General features: G+C 56.3%; 16 protein-coding genes, 1 tRNA gene and 1 riboswitch. Of the genes, 8 read left to right on the top strand and 9 right to left on the bottom strand.

Annotation, left to right across the window (positions count from 1 at the left end; translation table 11 throughout):
* Nucleotides 1-159: 159 nt before the first annotated feature.
* Nucleotides 160-1,323 (top strand): alanine--glyoxylate aminotransferase family protein, encoded by a 1,164-nt coding sequence (locus tag GOW40_RS11370; RefSeq protein ID WP_171132460.1) that lies wholly within the window; start codon nt 160-162, stop codon nt 1,321-1,323.
* Here GOW40_RS11370 and GOW40_RS11365 read toward each other — a convergent pair.
* Both GOW40_RS11365 and GOW40_RS11360 read right to left on the bottom strand, forming a co-directional pair.
* On the bottom strand, nt 1,310-1,699 hold the full coding sequence (locus GOW40_RS11365; protein ID WP_171230973.1) for a c-type cytochrome: 390 nt from the start codon (nt 1,697-1,699) through the stop codon (nt 1,310-1,312). The genes GOW40_RS11370 and GOW40_RS11365 overlap by 14 nt on opposite strands.
* A gap of 90 nt (nt 1,700-1,789) precedes the next feature.
* Nucleotides 1,790-2,812, bottom strand: coding sequence for an AraC family transcriptional regulator (locus GOW40_RS11360; RefSeq protein ID WP_171132456.1), 1,023 nt, complete (start codon nt 2,810-2,812; stop codon nt 1,790-1,792).
* 92 nt (nt 2,813-2,904) lie between these two features.
* Here GOW40_RS11360 and GOW40_RS11355 point away from each other — a divergent pair, with 92 nt between their 5' ends.
* Together GOW40_RS11355 and GOW40_RS11350 are read left to right on the top strand one after the other, a co-directional pair.
* On the top strand, nt 2,905-4,416 hold the full coding sequence (locus GOW40_RS11355) for a DUF1214 domain-containing protein (RefSeq protein WP_217352287.1): 1,512 nt from the start codon (nt 2,905-2,907) through the stop codon (nt 4,414-4,416).
* A 164-nt stretch (nt 4,417-4,580) separates the two neighbouring features.
* Nucleotides 4,581-6,569, top strand: coding sequence for a DUF1214 domain-containing protein (locus GOW40_RS11350; RefSeq protein ID WP_171132454.1), 1,989 nt, complete (start codon nt 4,581-4,583; stop codon nt 6,567-6,569).
* A gap of 252 nt (nt 6,570-6,821) precedes the next feature.
* On the opposite strand, the gene GOW40_RS11345 is transcribed toward GOW40_RS11350, so the two are convergent.
* Nucleotides 6,822-7,241: a hypothetical protein gene (locus tag GOW40_RS11345; protein ID WP_254444411.1), complete on the bottom strand. Its 420-nt coding sequence runs from the start codon at nt 7,239-7,241 to the stop codon at nt 6,822-6,824.
* Between the two features lie 83 nt (nt 7,242-7,324).
* Between GOW40_RS11345 and GOW40_RS11340 the strand changes: the two genes are divergently transcribed.
* On the top strand, nt 7,325-7,783 hold the full coding sequence (locus tag GOW40_RS11340; RefSeq protein WP_171132451.1) for a hypothetical protein: 459 nt from the start codon (nt 7,325-7,327) through the stop codon (nt 7,781-7,783).
* A gap of 166 nt (nt 7,784-7,949) precedes the next feature.
* Here the strand turns inward: GOW40_RS11340 and GOW40_RS11335 are convergent.
* Nucleotides 7,950-8,025: transfer RNA gene (locus tag GOW40_RS11335), tRNA-Lys, on the bottom strand.
* Nucleotides 8,026-8,235: 210 nt separating this feature from the next.
* Here GOW40_RS11335 and dapF point away from each other — a divergent pair.
* Nucleotides 8,236-9,078, top strand: coding sequence for a diaminopimelate epimerase (gene dapF, locus GOW40_RS11330; RefSeq protein ID WP_171132449.1), 843 nt, complete (start codon nt 8,236-8,238; stop codon nt 9,076-9,078).
* Entirely contained in the window at nt 9,075-10,331 is a 1,257-nt protein-coding gene (gene mtaB, locus GOW40_RS11325) for a tRNA (N(6)-L-threonylcarbamoyladenosine(37)-C(2))-methylthiotransferase MtaB (RefSeq protein WP_171132447.1), read from the top strand. Before dapF ends, mtaB begins: the two co-directional genes overlap by 4 nt.
* Nucleotides 10,332-10,472: 141 nt before the next feature.
* Here mtaB and GOW40_RS11320 read toward each other — a convergent pair whose 3' ends face one another.
* The 5 genes from GOW40_RS11320 to GOW40_RS11300 all read right to left on the bottom strand — a co-directional run bounded on the left by GOW40_RS11320 (nt 10,473) and on the right by GOW40_RS11300 (nt 14,768).
* On the bottom strand, nt 10,473-11,258 hold the full coding sequence (locus GOW40_RS11320) for a cytochrome c1 (RefSeq protein ID WP_171097615.1): 786 nt from the start codon (nt 11,256-11,258) through the stop codon (nt 10,473-10,475).
* Nucleotides 11,259-11,275: 17 nt separating this feature from the next.
* Nucleotides 11,276-12,607 (bottom strand): cytochrome b, encoded by a 1,332-nt coding sequence (gene petB / locus GOW40_RS11315; RefSeq protein WP_171132445.1) that lies wholly within the window; start codon nt 12,605-12,607, stop codon nt 11,276-11,278.
* 14 nt (nt 12,608-12,621) lie between these two features.
* Entirely contained in the window at nt 12,622-13,206 is a 585-nt protein-coding gene (gene petA / locus GOW40_RS11310) for a ubiquinol-cytochrome c reductase iron-sulfur subunit (protein WP_171132443.1), read from the bottom strand.
* Nucleotides 13,207-13,474: 268 nt separating this feature from the next.
* On the bottom strand, nt 13,475-14,083 hold the full coding sequence (locus tag GOW40_RS11305; protein ID WP_171097621.1) for a glutathione S-transferase: 609 nt from the start codon (nt 14,081-14,083) through the stop codon (nt 13,475-13,477).
* Between the two features lie 55 nt (nt 14,084-14,138).
* Nucleotides 14,139-14,768, bottom strand: a complete 630-nt coding sequence (locus GOW40_RS11300; protein ID WP_171132441.1) for an FMN-binding negative transcriptional regulator — start codon at nt 14,766-14,768, stop codon at nt 14,139-14,141.
* A gap of 54 nt (nt 14,769-14,822) precedes the next feature.
* A riboswitch (FMN riboswitch) is annotated at nt 14,823-14,968 on the top strand.
* A gap of 52 nt (nt 14,969-15,020) precedes the next feature.
* Between GOW40_RS11300 and GOW40_RS11295 the strand changes: the two genes are divergently transcribed.
* Nucleotides 15,021-15,479: a 6,7-dimethyl-8-ribityllumazine synthase gene (locus GOW40_RS11295; RefSeq protein WP_256367851.1), complete on the top strand. Its 459-nt coding sequence runs from the start codon at nt 15,021-15,023 to the stop codon at nt 15,477-15,479.
* 145 nt (nt 15,480-15,624) lie between these two features.
* Complete coding sequence (gene aroC, locus GOW40_RS11290) at nt 15,625-16,725, top strand: chorismate synthase (RefSeq protein WP_171136631.1); 1,101 nt, start codon at nt 15,625-15,627, stop codon at nt 16,723-16,725.
* Nucleotides 16,726-16,750 lie beyond the last annotated feature (25 nt).

Here is a 16,750-nt window from a genome sequence, read left to right as displayed (position 1 = left end):
GATGCAACGATCCATTCTCAAGCATCGGGTTCGCCTTCCCTTCCCAACTAGCCAATTAGAAGATTCACTTCACCGTTGACTGAATAATGAATTCATAATTAACTTTTGCCAATAGGTAATTGCGCCACTGTTTCGGCGCCAGCGGAAGGATCAGTTCAGATGCGCCAGGCGGGCAGACATTTTTTGCAAATCCCAGGGCCAAGTGCCGTGCCGGAACGCATCCTGAAGGCCATAAGCATGCAGACCATCGATCACCGGGGGCCAGATTTTGCAGAAGTAGGCCACAAAGCCCTCGCTGGGATGAAAACAATTTTCAAGACAGAACAAAACGTCTTTATCTACCCTTCATCCGGTACAGGCGCGTGGGAAGCTGCGCTTGTGAACACAGTGTCGCCGGGCGGAAATGTTCTCATGTACGAAACAGGACATTTCGCATTCATGTGGTGCAACTTGGCTGAAAAAATTGGGTTACAGCCAGAGTTGATTGAAGGGGATTGGCGTGGCGGTGCGGACCCCAATCAGATAGAAGACCGCTTGCGCGCGGACAGTCAGCACGAGATCAAGGCGGTATGCGTCGTCCACAATGAAACCTCTACCGGGTCAGTCTCGCCTATTGAGGAAGTGCGCAGGGCAATAGACACGGCGAAACACCCTGCCCTTCTTTTGGTTGATTCAATCTCTGGCCTTGCATCGATCGATCTTAGGTTCGACGAATGGGGCGTAGATGTCTGTGTCTCCGGTTCGCAAAAAGGGATGATGCTACCGCCGGGTCTCAGCTTCAACGCTGTGAGCGATCGTGCTCTGGAACATTCAAAATCCGTGACCATGCCACGCAGCTATTGGAATTGGCAGGATATGGTCGAGCCGAACCAGAAAGGGTTCTTCCCTTATACCCCTGGCACCAATCTTATCTATGGATTGAATGAGGCCATCGATATGTTGCACGAGGAGGGGCTGGAGAACGTATTCGCTCGTCATGCCCGCCACGGAGCCGCGACTCGAGCTGCCGTGCAAGCATGGGGGCTTGAGGTATTGTGTGCCCGCCAAGGTCAGGAGTCAGGCGTACTGACCGCTGTCAAAGTGCCTGAGGGACATTCTGCTGATGCCTTTCGTGCGAAGGCGCTGGAGCACTATGATATCTCACTCGGAAATGGTCTATCCAAAGTAGCCGACAAGGTATTCCGAATAGGTCACTTGGGCGATTTCAACGACCTGATGTTGATGGGCACACTCTCAGGCGTAGAAATGGGACTCGCCAAAAGCGGCGTGCCGCACACTACAGGCGGTACTCAGGCTGCATTGGAGTATCTCAAGGCCGCGTAACGCCGGACAGCGTCATCAAAAACGCAACTAAGTCTGCAATCTCTTGCTCAGACAAATTCAATTGCGAGAGAATGGCTTCGCCATCGGCGTGAAGCCTTTCTATATCAATTTCGTTATAGTGTCGGACCACGGCGTCCAGATCATCCAGGCTGCCGTCATGCATGTAGGGAGCGGTTTCGGCCACACCTCGAAGGCTGGGCGTACGAAAGGTTCCAAAATCGGAATGGCTCCTTCGTACATTTCGGACCGCCCACGCGCCTTGCTTTTTCGGATCGTCAGTCCAGTCTTCGTCCAATGTGTAAGGGCTGGAGAGCAAGAAGTTCAGCCCTCCGAACCGGCCATCGTCGACTTCGGTTTCACTCAGAAAATATGGCACGCCCGCGTCGTGGAATTCGTTCCTTGAATTCAACTAAATGTCCGCTCTGCGGACAAAGCCGTCGGTGGTGCTAAAGCATTTTCAGACGGTTTAGAACCTATCGCGCCCAAGTATTCGGTGCTCAGATGGCGAGACGCCAGTGGCGGTCTTAAATGCACGACTGAAGTTGTTGGCGGTCTCGTATCCCAGCGCAGTAGCAATATCGGCGATGGTGCCAGACTGCGATGAAAGTAACTCTTTCGCCCGGCTTACGCGAACATCGGTTACTATGCGACGGAATTGCGCGCCTTCTTCATCTAGCTTCCTTTGAAGAGTGCGAACACCAAGCCCGAGTGCGCGAGCTGTTGCGTCAACCGAGATTTCTTTGTGGTGGAGTTGCTGTCGGGCTATTGCGGCAACCTGACCAGCTATTGTTTCAGGTGGACCACCGACGCGTTCCCTCGCAACATCGTCAACCGTCACAAAACCGCGAACACGATATTGCCTTCTGTTCTCGACCAAAAGCAATGAGCTTTCGAATTCCACACCTAACCTTGGTGCGTTCCAAACTATGGGACACCCATATGTGTCCTCGACTTCGACCGAGTTCGGTACTTTTGCAAAATCCAAGAGAACTGCGGTAGGCGTCCATCCCCTCCCTAAGTACTCGCGAAAAATACTCAGGAAAACGCCGATCGCGGAAAAAGCTATATCAGCATAAGCGGGGTGCTCCGGCATTCCGAATTTGTAGCAGTAGCGCGAGCGTCGGCCAGAGGCTTCCAGCCATGCGCGATCAACTGATGAGTGGAAAGGCATAACTGATGTTGCGCGACGTAGTGCGTTTCCCAACGTAGGCGCGGACAGGACATACTCTCCCCAAAGCCCGTAGTCTGCGACTGTTAGGTAAGGAGACCAAAGCAAGCCAATGTTTTGATGGCCCGCCGATCGAGCCGCCTGCTCGACGAATGTCGCCAATGAATGCTCAGAAATGTACCCCGACCGTTCTTCGATAAAGTGATGCGGAAGGTCAGCGGCCTCCATGGCCTTCTCTAATCGTTTTTCACCGGCGACCTCGTAGACAAACTGCGGCATCGCGCCGAGCGCCTTCGCTGAAATCATCGGTGGTAGCGTCATTGAGATCCCCAAAGAAACATCTGTCGTGAAATGATACGCATCTGCGTTCCGGATGTGCAAGTCTCCCAAAAATCTCAAGGGAGTAGTCACGAATGAAACAGATGGGCACATTGTTCACAAACTTATCGACCAAGTGTTTGGTTGCGGCCGTTTGCGTCGGCAGCGTCGCTGCTCAGGTCGAGGCGCAGGAATTTAACGACACAGGCGACATCCTCGCGCGCTCGGCGCAGGTCGAAGACATCGAATACAAAATTATGGTCCAGCGCGCGACACAAACCGCAATCTGGGGAATGCCCGCCGCTGGTATGATTGATTTCCTGAAAGGTATTCGCCGCGATCTGGGCGGAGACTACAACGACATTGTGTACCTTAATAAACCGTTCGACTCCAAACACGGGTTTCTGACGGCCAATGATGTGACAGCTTACGCATGGGCCTCGATGACGTCTGAGCCCGGGCCGTTGGTGATCGAGGTCCCGGCGGCAACCGACAAGGTTAATTACTTCGGTACGATTGTGAACGCTTGGGACGTGCCGATTGCCGATGTTGGTCCGGACGGGTTCGACAAAGGAGAGGGTGGTAAATATCTCATGCTACCACCCGACTATGACGGTGACATGTCGATCGAGGAACTGACCGAAGCTGGGTATTTTCCGTTTGAGACTGACACCTATGAGTACGGATTTTCATTCCGTCCAAAGCTGACCAATGGGGGAACAGATGCAGATGCCGCGGAATATGCGCAGACAATCAAGGTCTATTACCTTTCGGAGGCCGATAACCCACCGCCAAACACCTATCACGAAGCGTCGGAAGTACCCTACGACTCGCTGCCTTATTACAACGAAACCTTCTTTCAGGACCTAAACGACTACGTCCAGAACAATCCGGTCCGCCCTCAAGATAAGGTCATGGTGAACCTTCTTAAGGACCTTGGCATTGAGAAAGGTAAGCCGTTCGAACCAACTGAACAGCAGCTACAGGCGATGGAAGAGGGGCTGTTGTTGGCCTATGCCTCGATGCAGAAGTACTTCGTAACACCCGGTAAGGCGATGATACCGCTTTGGGTGGATGAAAACGGGGATATGAAAAGCCAATGGCTGATCTGGGACTTCGCTGAGGGTCAACCTGAAGCAGGTTTCCCGTACGAAACCGAAACCGAGGTGCTTGTCGATGCCCGTGCGGGCGGAAGCTATTTCTGGATTACCTATTTGCCGAAAAAACTTGGCGGCGGGACGTTCTACCTAACTGGGCTGCGCGACAGCGAAGGTGAGATGTATGACCACAATCAGACTTACAAGCTGAACGTGCCAGCAGACACACCCGCCGAGGATTTCTGGTCAGTCATTGTCTATTCGATGGAGACCAAGAGTTTCATCCGCAACGTCGATCCTGTGGGACTTTCAGAGCGCGACACCGACACGATGCAAGCAAACGAAGATGGTTCTTACGACATCTACTTCGGGCCTGAAGCGCCAGAGGGCATGGAAAGCAACTGGATCCCAACCACCGAGCCCTACTTCCTCCTGTTCCGCCTCTACGGCCCTGAAGAGGGCTGGCTGGAAAGCGGCTGGATGCTCGGAGATCTCAAGAAGGTCGAGTAGCTGAACTTTTTGGCAATTGAATTCGGACACTGACCGGTATTGGCACCAACCAATTGGTCAGCAATTGGAGAGGCGGTGTATACCTCGGGACGCCGTCTCTCCAAAACAAACACTAAAGTGCCAAGTCGCGAAAAGCGCACAAAGGCAAAAATGGGAGAAGCAAAATGAGAAACGTAAAGACTTGTATGACAGCGATTGCGATTGCACTCGCAGTCACTACGGGACCACTTCATGCGCAACAATTTGGCCAAGAAAGAGCACGAGCGGTCGGTGAACTGACAGATGAAGCGGTTGTGTCCGCTTTGCGCGAAGATGGTCGCGTCTCAATGAGCGGCGGTTTTTTTGAGACCGACAGTGACGCGCTGACCGGCACGTCCCCAGAGGTGTTGTTCAAAGTTGCCAGCGCGATGGCGACGCTGCCTGAAATGCGACTGGCGATCGTGGGCCATACGGACTCGGTGGGTGACTTTGCTTACAACATTGACCTCGCTGAGCGCCGTGCGGCGGCCGTACGCAATGCACTGATGGGCGAACCCTACAACGTCGCAGCGGAACGTCTGGTCGCCATGGGCGCAGGTCCAATCGCGCCTGTCGCCTCGAACTTGTCCGAAGAAGGACGCGCGCTGAACCGGCGCGTGGAGTTCGTTTTGTTGAACGAAGACATGATACAACAGAATGAGGGTACAAACGAACAAGTCGCATTGCCTCCCCAATCCGACAGAGAGTTTGCTGCAATAGTACCTGAAAACGTTTTGACACCGGATAGAGTGGAAACAGAGACACTTGGCACACTTGAGTTTTTCGATGGCATGCCTTCACCAGCTACGGTTGAGAAAGTCTTCGACAATCTGGACTTGATGCGCGCAACTACTGCTTTTCTTGATGGCATGAAAATCGCGTCTCTGCGTGGAATGTTCCAAGGTTATGAAGATGTAGGCGCACAACCAAATGATGTCGTCATTGCAGAGAACTTATTGGATGCCAGATCAATCTGGCTGACGCCAAACACAACGACAATTTACGTTGGTTCCAACGTTGATATCTCCGAAGGCCCGATGGTCATCGAGGTGCCGGCAGGCATGTTGGGTCTGTTGGACGATGCCGGGTTCGACTACGTCGCCGATATTGGCGCGCTTGGTGCAGACAAAGGCGACGGCGGGAAATACCTGTTGATGCATCACGACGATGAAACTGCAGTGCCAGAAGGGTATTTTGAACTTCGTACAAGAACAAATGAACACTGGTTGCTGCTGCGTCGTTCCCCCGGAGCAGATGGTGACACAACAGGACCAGTTGCAGAGATCAAGGCCGGATTGAATATCTATCCGCTCAGCGCAGCCGATAATCCGCCACCAGAGAATTTCATCAATATCTCCGGCGTTCAGCACAACACTGTCCATGCCAACAACGAAGACTTCTTCGAGGAGATTCATGTAGCTTTGGATAACAATCCGGTCGGCGCTTTTGATCCGGAAATTGTTGGGACATTTGCTTCCATTGGCATCAAGAAAGGCGAACCGTTCGAACCGGATGCCAGAATGAAGGGCATCTTCAAAGAAGCAGCCGCCATCGCAAACGCAACAGCGCGTGCCATCACATACGCCTCACGCGATCCGGGCGTGTATTTCTATGAAGATCGTCAATGGAATTCGCCGTTCCAGCGTCAAAGCTATTTGTTCCTAGAGGATGGCGCGCGTATTCTCGACGACCGGACGTACTTCTTCTACATGGCTACCGGTATCACACCTGCCATGACCGCCCCGCCAGTCGGCACTGGTTCAGTGTACGCGATGACGGCCCGCGACAAAGATGGTGAGTACCTCGATGGTTCAAAGACCTACAAGGTAACGCTTCCCGCGCCGGTTCCTGCCAAAAACTTTGCGTCGTTTATGCTCTATAGTGGGCAGACTCGTTCGATCTTGGAAACGGACCAACAAGCCGGAGGGATCGACTCCAACAGGCCCGGAATCAAGCCGAACGATGATGGTAGCTTCAGCATTTATTTCGGACCGGAAGCGCCTGAAGGTTGGGAAAACAACTGGGCGCAAACGGTCCCCGGACGAAGCTTCAATGTCATGATGCGTCTTTACGGCCCACTTGAACCGTGGTTCGACAAAAGCTGGCGGCCCGGTGACTTGGAACTCGTGGAGTAGTCTTGGAAGTTTAGACCAGACGAGCAAATGTCTTATGGCGCATATGGACGCTCCAAGAAATTGGGGCGTCTCGAGAACCGGCAGCTTTGGGCTCAAAGCAGACGTACGGCAGAATTCAATGAATGCCCGCAATGCGGACATTGCAGCCATCCGCATTCATAATTCAAAGGACCGCAGTCAGCCCAAAGCGAACGTTAAACTGGTGTCTATTTGCCGGTAGTTTTAAGATAAAGTAGGCATCTGCATTCTGCCTCAGTTTTTTCGCAAGTACCGATCCAACAGAGCGTCGACCAACACTTCCTGAAGTTGGTAACCAGTTGCTTCGTCCACACGCAAAATGTCTTCAAGAATGACAAGTTGTTCCAGGCCCGTCGTCATGGACAATCGCTTCGCCAGGTCGTCAATTTCCTTCGGCTCCATCAATGGGTGAACTGGCGCAAGTGCTTCTGAAAAAGCCGCCACTCTTCTGGTGCCACGCATTTTGACAGTTCCATCCTCAAGAGATGCTTTGAGTGATTCAGCTAAAAACTGCCGGAAGTGCGCCTCATGAACCCGAGAAAAATCCAGATAGTAACGCGCAACGACATGTACACGGCTCCTGACGTTATTCAGCCCCTCGAGAAGTTCTGACGTTGGAGTAACTTCAAGATCGAGCGTCGCGTCCAAAGCCAAGACACTTGGGTCAGAAAAGTAACGATAGACCGTCGCACGGCTGGTTCTGGCACGTTCAGCGACTTTTGCCAGCGTGACTTGGCATGTATTTCGAGGACAGTTCCTCAACGTGGTATGCAGCTAGATCCGGCGATGTGGTGTTCAGTTCGATTGACCTTTGGAAGGGATGCGTATCGGTAGTACCGCCGGAGTTTGACCGCGCGCTTGTTACAAAGGAATTTCCGATTTACGAGATCACGGACGACCGCCTTGATCCAGTGTTCCTCTCTAGCCTGTTACGAAGCCGGTACTATCAGCGTGCTTTCAGGGCTATCACGACCGGACACAGCAACCGTCGGCGCACCCAAGTAGGTGACTTCGAAGATTTGGAGATTGCTTTTCCCGAGGAACGCGACGCCCAGGCAGCGCTCATTGCCGGTTTGGTTCAGGCGCGAACTGGCCAACGCGAAGCGTCTGAACTAATGTCTCGTGCGATGGTGACCTTCAATGATGCCATTGACGGGCGCGGCGATGAGGCTTTGCCAGATGTCGATGCCGAATAGTAAATGCATGCATGACACCCAATATTTCCTATGCTTGCTGAGATCGGCAACGAATTTGCTCTTTAGGAGAATGCATCTGGCCGCTCTCGTTGCAAAATTGTTGCAAAAACCGAAAACCGCCAAGCAGGCGCTCGACGGTTTTTCGTTTCCGATCAATCGGTTAAAGTGGTGAGCCGTGCAGGATTCGAACCTGCGACCCACTGATTAAAAGTCAGTTGCTCTACCAACTGAGCTAACGGCCCACTCTTGTTTGGATCTGTGCGATCCGTGGCGCTCTCTAAGGTATTTCCCTGTGCAGGTTCAAGACCCATTTTTGCGCCTCGTTTCGCCCAACTCATTGCTGTGTCAGGCGTCCCGATAGGCGGCCTAATTAGGCAGGTGGCGCGGGGGGGTCAACCCCTTTTTTCAGGAATCTGCGTGGCAGGGTGGATTCCGTTCTCGGGCAGGGTTATATGCCCGCCATGCAAGGAATTATGGAAAACAATTTGCCGTTCATGAAGATGCACGGGCTGGGCAACGACTTTGTTGTCGTTGATGCGCGCGCGCATCCGGTTGGCGTGACGCCTGCGCTGGCCAAGGGAATCGGGCATCGGCAATTTGGCGTCGGGTTTGATCAGCTTGCTGTCATCGAACCCGGTGACGCGGACGCGCATCTGGTCTTTTTCAACGCCGATGGGTCAACCTCGGCGGCCTGCGGCAATGCCACGCGCTGCATCGCGCGCTTCCTGATGACTGAAAGTGGCAAATCCGAGCTGACGCTCACCACCGAACGGGGCACGCTTTATGCGCGCGACGCAGGTGACGGGCTTACAGCGGTCAATATGGGCGCGCCACAGCTGGACTGGCAGCAGATCCCACTGGCCGAACAGATGGATACGCTAGAACTGCCGATCGAGGGCGCGCCGACCGCCACCGGCATGGGCAATCCGCATTGTACCTTCTTTGTCGAAGACGCCGAGGCGATCCCGCTGGCCGAATTTGGTGCGCGCTATGAACATCATCCGCTCTACCCCGAACGCACCAATGTTCAGGTGGCGCAGATCATCGGGCCGGACCACATCCGCATGCGCGTTTGGGAACGCGGTGTGGGCATCACGCTGGCCTCTGGCTCGTCGTCCTGCGCGACGGCCGTTGCTGCCGCCCGACGCGGCCTGACAGGGCGGAATGTACGTATTGAACTGGATGGCGGCTCTATTTGGGTCGACTGGCGTGTGGATGGTGTCTGGATGACGGGCCCGACCCGCCATGTCTTTTCCGGCAGCTTGACGCCCGAGTTCCTGAGGTCGCTGGGATGAACGCGCCCAAATTCACCACCCTGGGCTGCCGCCTGAACGCCTATGAGACTGAGGCGATGAAAGAGCTGTCACAGCAGGCCAGTCTTTCAAACGCCGTGGTGGTGAACACCTGCGCCGTGACCGCCGAAGCGGTCCGCAAAGCGCGGCAGGAGATTCGCAAGCTGCGCCGCGAAAACCCTGATGCACGCCTGATCGTGACCGGCTGCGCCGCCCAAACCGAACCCGAAACCTTTGCGGCCATGGCCGAGGTCGACGCGGTCATCGGCAACACCGAGAAGATGCAGCCAGACACCTGGACGGGCCTCGCTGCGGATTTCATCGGCGAAACCGAGGCCGTGCAGGTTGATGACATCATGTCCGTCACGGAAACCGCAGGCCATTTGATTGATGGGTTCGGAACCCGCTCGCGCGCTTATGTGCAGGTTCAAAACGGTTGTGACCATCGCTGCACCTTCTGCATCATCCCCTACGGCCGTGGCAACTCACGCAGCGTCCCCGCAGGCGTGGTGGTGGATCAGATCAAACGGCTGGTGGACAAGGGCTACAACGAGGTGGTTCTGACTGGCGTTGACCTGACCTCCTGGGGCTCAGACCTGCCCGCGCAGCCAAAGTTGGGCGATCTGGTGATGCGCATCCTGAAACTGGTGCCGGATCTGCCGCGTCTGCGCATCAGCTCGATTGACTCAATCGAAGTGGATGAGAACCTGATGCAGGCTATCGCAACCGAGCCGCGCCTGATGCCGCATCTGCACCTGTCGTTGCAGCATGGCGATGATCTGATCCTGAAACGGATGAAACGCCGTCACTTGCGCGATGATGCCATCCGCTTTACCGAAGAGGCCCGCAAACTGCGTCCCGACATGACCTTTGGCGCGGACATCATCGCGGGCTTCCCGACCGAGTCCGAGGCCCATTTCGAAAACTCGCTGCGCCTGATCAGTGACTGCAACCTGACCTGGCTGCATGTCTTCCCCTATTCGAAACGCGAGGGCACACCCGCCGCGCGGATCCCGCAGCAGGTGAATGGCAAGACCATCAAGTCCCGTGCCGCGCGCTTGCGCGCCGCTGGCACGGAACAGGTCGCCAAGCATCTCGCCGGTCAAATCGGCAAAACCCATCACATCCTGATGGAAAACCACCATATGGGTCGCACGGAACAATTCACCGAAGTCAGTTTTGCAGCGCCGCAGCCCGAAGGACAAATCGTAACAACAAAGATCATCGGGCAGAACGAAACCCAACTGACTGCCTGATCGGCGCTTCATTGGGCCAACATATCCGGTGGGTGAGTTGGTCGCAGACCAAGAGGAGGGCCGAACCTCCGGCCATTATAGAAAAAGAGACACCCGCAGCCTTTCGGTGCGGGGGTTTCGATTTCTCTGCTTCGGGTGACCCTAGTCCTTGCGGGCTTTGCCCTTATGCGGCGCCCAGATGCGCTTGTTGACCAGGTAGAGAAGTACCGACAGGACGGACAGGAAGATAACGCCGACAAAACCAGCATTCTTGCGATCCATCATCTTGGGCTCGGCCGCCCACATCAGGAAAGCCGCTACGTCTTCGGACATATGTTCGACCGAATTCGAGTGGCCGTCAGCAAACTCAACCTGTTCATCCGAAAGCGGCGGCCCCATCGAGATCCAACCGCCCGGGAATGCGGTGTTCTCGTACAGGATCGTGCCTGCTTCTTCCTTTTCCTTGCCGGTGTAGCCGTCCAGCAGCGATGCGATGTATTCCGCACCACCCATGCCTTTGACCAACTGGTTGATACCCAGACCATAAGGCCCGTGGAACCCGGCACGCGCCTTGGCCATCAGACTCAGGTCGGGTGCGCCAACAGCAGTGTTCGCCGGGAAGTGGTCCGTTGGAATCGCCGGGCGGAAATCGTCCAACTCCGGATCGAACACTTCGAAGTTGTCCGCTGCATAGACGATGACCTGCTCTTCGCTGTAACCCAGCGCTTCCAGATCGCGCAAAGGCACGTATTGAAGGCCGTGGCAAGCCGCGCAGACCTCGGTATAGATCTGAAGTCCGCGTTGCAGCTGGTTCTGATCCCAAGTGCCAAAGGGGCCTTCGAACGAGAAGTCGAAATCCTCGATATGCCCCTCGGCACCTGCCGCGAAAGAAGCAGCAGGTGAAAGAGCCAGAGCAAACGCGGCGCCGATTGCAAGTTTCTTGAACATGTTTCCGGTCCCTCTTCTTACTCGGCCGGCGTGGCTTCGGCGTCAGCCTTGCCATAATGCGCGTTGAAGTCGTCTTCGATGGTCTCGGGCTGTGGCAGCGGTTTCTCGATCACGCCCAAGACGGGCAGGATTACGAAGAAATACGCGAACCAATAGGCCGATGCGATCAGCGAGAAGGTTGCATAAGGCTCTTCCGCGGGCATCGCACCCAGCCACATCAGGGCAAAGAAGTCGATGATCAGCAGGTAGAACCACCATTTGAACATCGGACGATACTGACCCGAGCGCACATTCGAAGTGTCCAGCCACGGTGCCAGCGCCATGGCCAGGATCGCACCGAACATCGCCAGAACCCCAAAGAACTTGGCGTCGATGATGCCACCGGTGATGAAGCTGGCGAATTGCACAACCCAAACCTCACCGGTAAAGGCGCGCAGGATTGCGTAGAAGGGCAGGAAGTACCATTCGGGCACGATATGCGCCGGTGTCACCAGCGGGTTGGCCTCGATATAGTTATCGGGGTGGCCCAGATAGTTCGGCATGAAGCCGACAATTGCCCAGAAGACAACCAGGATCACGGCCAGCGCGAACAGGTCTTTGATCACGAAATAGGGCCAGAACGGCAGGGTGTCTTTCTCGGCCTCGGCTTTCGATCCACGACGCACTTCAACACCTGTCGGGTTGTTGTTGCCAGTGGTGTGGAAGGCCCAGATATGCACGATCACCAGCGCCGCAATCACAAACGGCAGCAGGTAGTGCAGCGAGAAGAAGCGGTTCAGCGTGGCGTTGTCCACGGCGGGTCCGCCCAGCAGCCAGGTCTGGATCGCCTCACCCACAAACGGGATCGCGCCAAACAAGCCGGTGATCACGGTCGCACCCCAGAATGACATCTGACCCCAGGGAAGAACGTAACCCATAAAGGCCGTGCCCATCATCATCAGGTAAATCAGCATCCCGATGATCCAGGTGATCTCACGCGGGGCTTTGTAGGAGCCATAGTAAAGGCCGCGGAAGATGTGGATATACACCGCGACAAAGAACAGCGACGCGCCGTTCTGGTGCAGGTAGCGCAGCATATAGCCGCCATTCACGTTGCGCATGATGTGTTCGACACTGGCAAAGGCCAGATCAACATGCGGGGTATAGTGCATCACCAGCACGATACCGGTGACAATTTGCAACGCCAGGCAGAACGCCAGAACGATGCCCCAGATCCACCACCAGTTCAGGTTCTTGGGGGTGGGGATCATGATGGTATCGTAAATCAGGCCGACGATGGGCAAACGGCTGTTCAGCCACTTTTCGCCACCTGTTTTCGGCTCGTAATGATCGTGGGGAATTCCGGACATCAGTTGGGTCTCCCTTAGCCGAGTTTGATAGTGGTGCTGTCGACCCATTCCGCAGGCGGAACAGGCAGGTTCTCAGGCGCGGGGCCTTTGCGGATCCGGCCAGCCAGGTCATAGTGCGACCCGTGGCAGGGGCAGAACCAGCCGCCGAAATCTCCGGCATCACCCAAGGGCACACAGCCCAGATGCGTGCACACGCCCATCTGAACGATCCAAGCTCCGGGCGCTTCCCCTTCGGGCGACGGCATGACGCGATTGGCGTCGGTCGCAGGAGCATCGGCGTTCAGGTTGAAGTTCCGGGCCAGAGGGTCCGGCAGATCACCAACAGCCTCTTCATCCTGCTTTTGCGCCTCGGCAATCTCGGCACCGGTGCGGTGACGGATAAACACGGGCTTGCCCAGCCACTTAACGGTCAACTGTGTGCCCGGCTCAACCCCGCTCACATCGGTGCGGATCGAGGACAGCGCCTGAACGTCTGCCGACGGGTTCATCTGGTTGATCAGGGGCCATACGGCTGCACCGGCAGTCACGACACCTGCACCGCCAGCGACGTAATACAGGAAATCTCTGCGGGTGCCTTCGTGGTCTTCTGCGTGGGACACGAGGTTTTCTCCGATTGTCTGGCGCCCGCGAACGGGCAAATAGCTCGCGCACCGCACAAAGGCGGTGTCTTAAACGCGCTGTCTATCGACGCAAATAGATTTCGTCCAGCGGTCATAAACGCGCAATACGCCGCATCTGTGTAATTTGTCACCATGCGGCGGTGTTTTTTGGTGTTTCGCCCCCACATCTTTTGGCTCACCGACGAATCGAGCGCAGTTGATTCGGCGGTGGACTGCAGGTTTGCAGAGATCTTGAAGGGTTGACCGATCAGCGCGGCGGAACTGTTGCCATCATGCTGGGGCGCTGGCTGATTGTTTCATACCAAGCCGCCAAGGCATCATTTCCGTTCCGCCATCCTCGCGCCTCGTGTCGCAGGTCCAGATACCCTAGCGCACAGGCAACCGCGATGTGACCCATGTCAAATGGCCCCGACAGATGCGCCATCCACCGCTGATTCAAGACAGCACAAGCCCGGTCGATCTTAACCCATTGCGATTCGACCCAGGGCTCCCATTTCTTGTCATCGGGGCGCAGCCGATCTTCATAGGTCATCAGCAGGGCTGCATCCAAGATACCATCCGCCAATGCTTCAAGCGTCAAAACATCCCAGCGGCGCGCGCCCTCGGGATAGAACTGCCCGCCAGCCCGCGCGTCCAGAAACGCGCAGATCACCCGACTGTCGAACAAGGTGGGGCCATCCGGGCGCTCGAGCGCCGGAACCTTGGTCAAAGGGGCCTTGCCCAGCAAAGGTGCCGCGGGTGTAATCGGTGTACCGGCCACTGTTTCCAACGCAACATCCTCAAGCTGGTTGGTTTCATGTAGCAATACCATGACCTTGCGCACATAGGGCGAGGTGTGGCTGTGATAGAGTTTCATCGGCGCTCTCCTTGATCCACGCGACCTTACAAGAGCGGTGTGGAAACGAAACCCGTCAATTTTCGCCTTCCTTCACCGCCTGCATCAGGTTTTGCAGCTCTGATAGTTCAGAGCCAAACCCATGCGCACCAATCTGATCCGCTGCCCGCAGGCGCACTTCATCGGGTTTGTTCTGGTTCAGCTTCCATGTGCCTTGAATATCGTCAACCCGGAACCGGCAGGGCACGATCATCCGCATCATGCGAGCCAGCGCTTCCTCGTTCATCTTTGCGGTCACCCAAGGCGGTTTCGGGCGCAGGCGATCCTCATAGAAGGCTGATTGCCGATCCAGAACGTCCCGCAGCTCTTCCGCTGGCCGCCGTTCCAAGACGCCGGTCAAATGCACGGCGACATAGTTCCAGGTGGGCACCTGATCGACGACCCCGTACCAATCGGGCGAGACATAGCTGTCTGGCCCTGACACCGCGATTCGCGCTGTCAAAGGCTGTTTCAGCGCGCCAACGATCGGATTGGACCGCACCAGATGCAGATCGGCCCAAGTGCCATCCTCAGCAAGTAGAAATGGCACATGGCTCAACAACGGCGCCGCCTCGGTCGACAGCGCCAATACGCCAAACCCCCGTGTCCGGGCAAAGGCAATATTGCGCGCGTCTGTCTCTTTGCGAAAGGCAGGGTTCGGGTGCATGGCAATCCTCCTGCCAAATGCTCTTGCAGAACCGCGCGCGCCTTGGCAAGGTCGCGACGTTCTCAGGGCGGGGTGAAATTCCCCACCGGCGGTATGCGGGCCATGACCCGCCAGCCCGCGAGCGGCCCCAGACCGGGGTGTCAGCAGATCTGGTGAGAGGCCAGAGCCGACGGTGAAAGTCCGGATGAAAGAGAACGCGCAAACGGGCCGGTTATGCGGCGCGTCTGCTCGTGATCGCCTTGGGTGACGTGTCTGCAAACTCAGGAGGTCCACATGACACACACCCGCTTCGCCTTCATCAAAGCCAATTGGCATTCCGACATCGTTGACCGCGCGCTGGACGGGTTCCTGGAGCTCATCCCATCAGATCAGGTCGATGTCTTTGATGTCCCTGGCGCGTTTGAAATGCCTCTGCTGGCCCGCGATCTGGCCCAAAGCGGCCAATACGGTGCCATAGCCTGCGCCGCCTTTGTGGTAGACGGCGGCATCTATCGCCACGATTTCGTCGCGCAGGCCGTGGTCGATGGCCTGATGCGCGCGGGCCTGGATACCGGCATTCCGGTCCTGTCGGTCTCACTGACACCCCACCAGTATCAAGAAACCGATCATCACAACGCCATCTACCGCGACCATTTTGTGCAAAAAGGGCGCGAGGCCGCCCAAGCCGCACTCAGCATCACAAAAACCCGGCAGGCCCTGAAAGCAGCCTGATCTCTTCTTCTGTTCGCAAATACCTCGGGGGTGAATTGAGCTGCAAGCTCAAGAGGGGGCTGGCCCCCTCCCTCCTTCTCACCGGAATCTGCTTGAGGCCAAAGGCGCGCACCGGTAATCACAGCGCGCAAAGGAGCACTGCCTCATGTCGATGAACAGCTTTGGACATCTTTTCCGCGTCACCACCTGGGGTGAAAGCCACGGTCCTGCTTTGGGGGCCACCGTCGATGGATGTCCGCCGGGCGTGGAGATCGATGAGGCTATGATCCAGCATTGGCTGGACAAGCGCAAACCGGGGCAGAACAAGTTCACCACCCAGCGGCGTGAGCCCGATCAGGTGAAAATCCTGTCCGGGGTGTTCGAAGGTCAGACCACCGGCACTCCGGTGCAGCTGATGATCGAAAACACCGACCAGCGCTCCAAGGACTACGGGGATATCATGGACAAGTTCCGCCCCGGCCATGCCGATATCACCTATTGGCAGAAATACGGCATTCGCGATTATCGCGGGGGCGGGCGCAGCTCTGCCCGTGAAACCGCGTCACGCGTCGCTGCCGGAGGGTTGGCACGCGAGGCGATCAAGCAGATTGCACCCAATGTGCAGATCACCGGCTATATGGTCCAGATGGGTCCGCGCCGCATCGATCGTTCGAATTTCGACTGGTCTCAGATCGAACAGAACCCGTTCTGGACGCCTGATGCAACAGCCGCCGAGGACTGGGCCACTTATCTCGACGAGCTGCGCAAATCCGGCAACTCGGTCGGCGCGGTGGTCGAAGTGGTTGCGCGCGGTGTTCCCGCCGGGCTGGGCGCGCCGATTTATGCCAAGTTAGACACCGATTTGGCCGCCGCGATGATGTCAATCAACGCTGTGAAAGGCGTCGAAATCGGCGAGGGTATGGCCGCCGCCGAACTGACCGGTGAGGCCAATGCAGATGAGATCTTCATGGGTCAAGACGGCCCGCAATACAGCTCGAACCACGCGGGTGGCATTCTGGGCGGCATCTCGACCGGTCAGGACATCGTGGTGCGCTTTGCGGTCAAGCCGACGTCATCTATTCTGACCACCCGCAAGACGATCACCAAATCCGGCGAAGAGACCGAGATCATCACCAAAGGTCGCCACGACCCCTGCGTCGGCATCCGGGCTGTACCAGTGGGTGAGGCGATGATGGCCTGCGTGATCCTGGACCATTTACTGCTGCATCGTGGTCAAATTGGCGAGAACCGTGGTCGGATTGGCTGATCTTCACTCCCGTTTGCGCGCAATC

The organism is Ruegeria sp. HKCCA6707 (assembly GCF_013033515.1).
In the GTDB taxonomy this organism is placed as follows: domain Bacteria; phylum Pseudomonadota; class Alphaproteobacteria; order Rhodobacterales; family Rhodobacteraceae; genus Ruegeria.
This window is presented reverse-complemented; position numbering and strand designations above follow the sequence as displayed.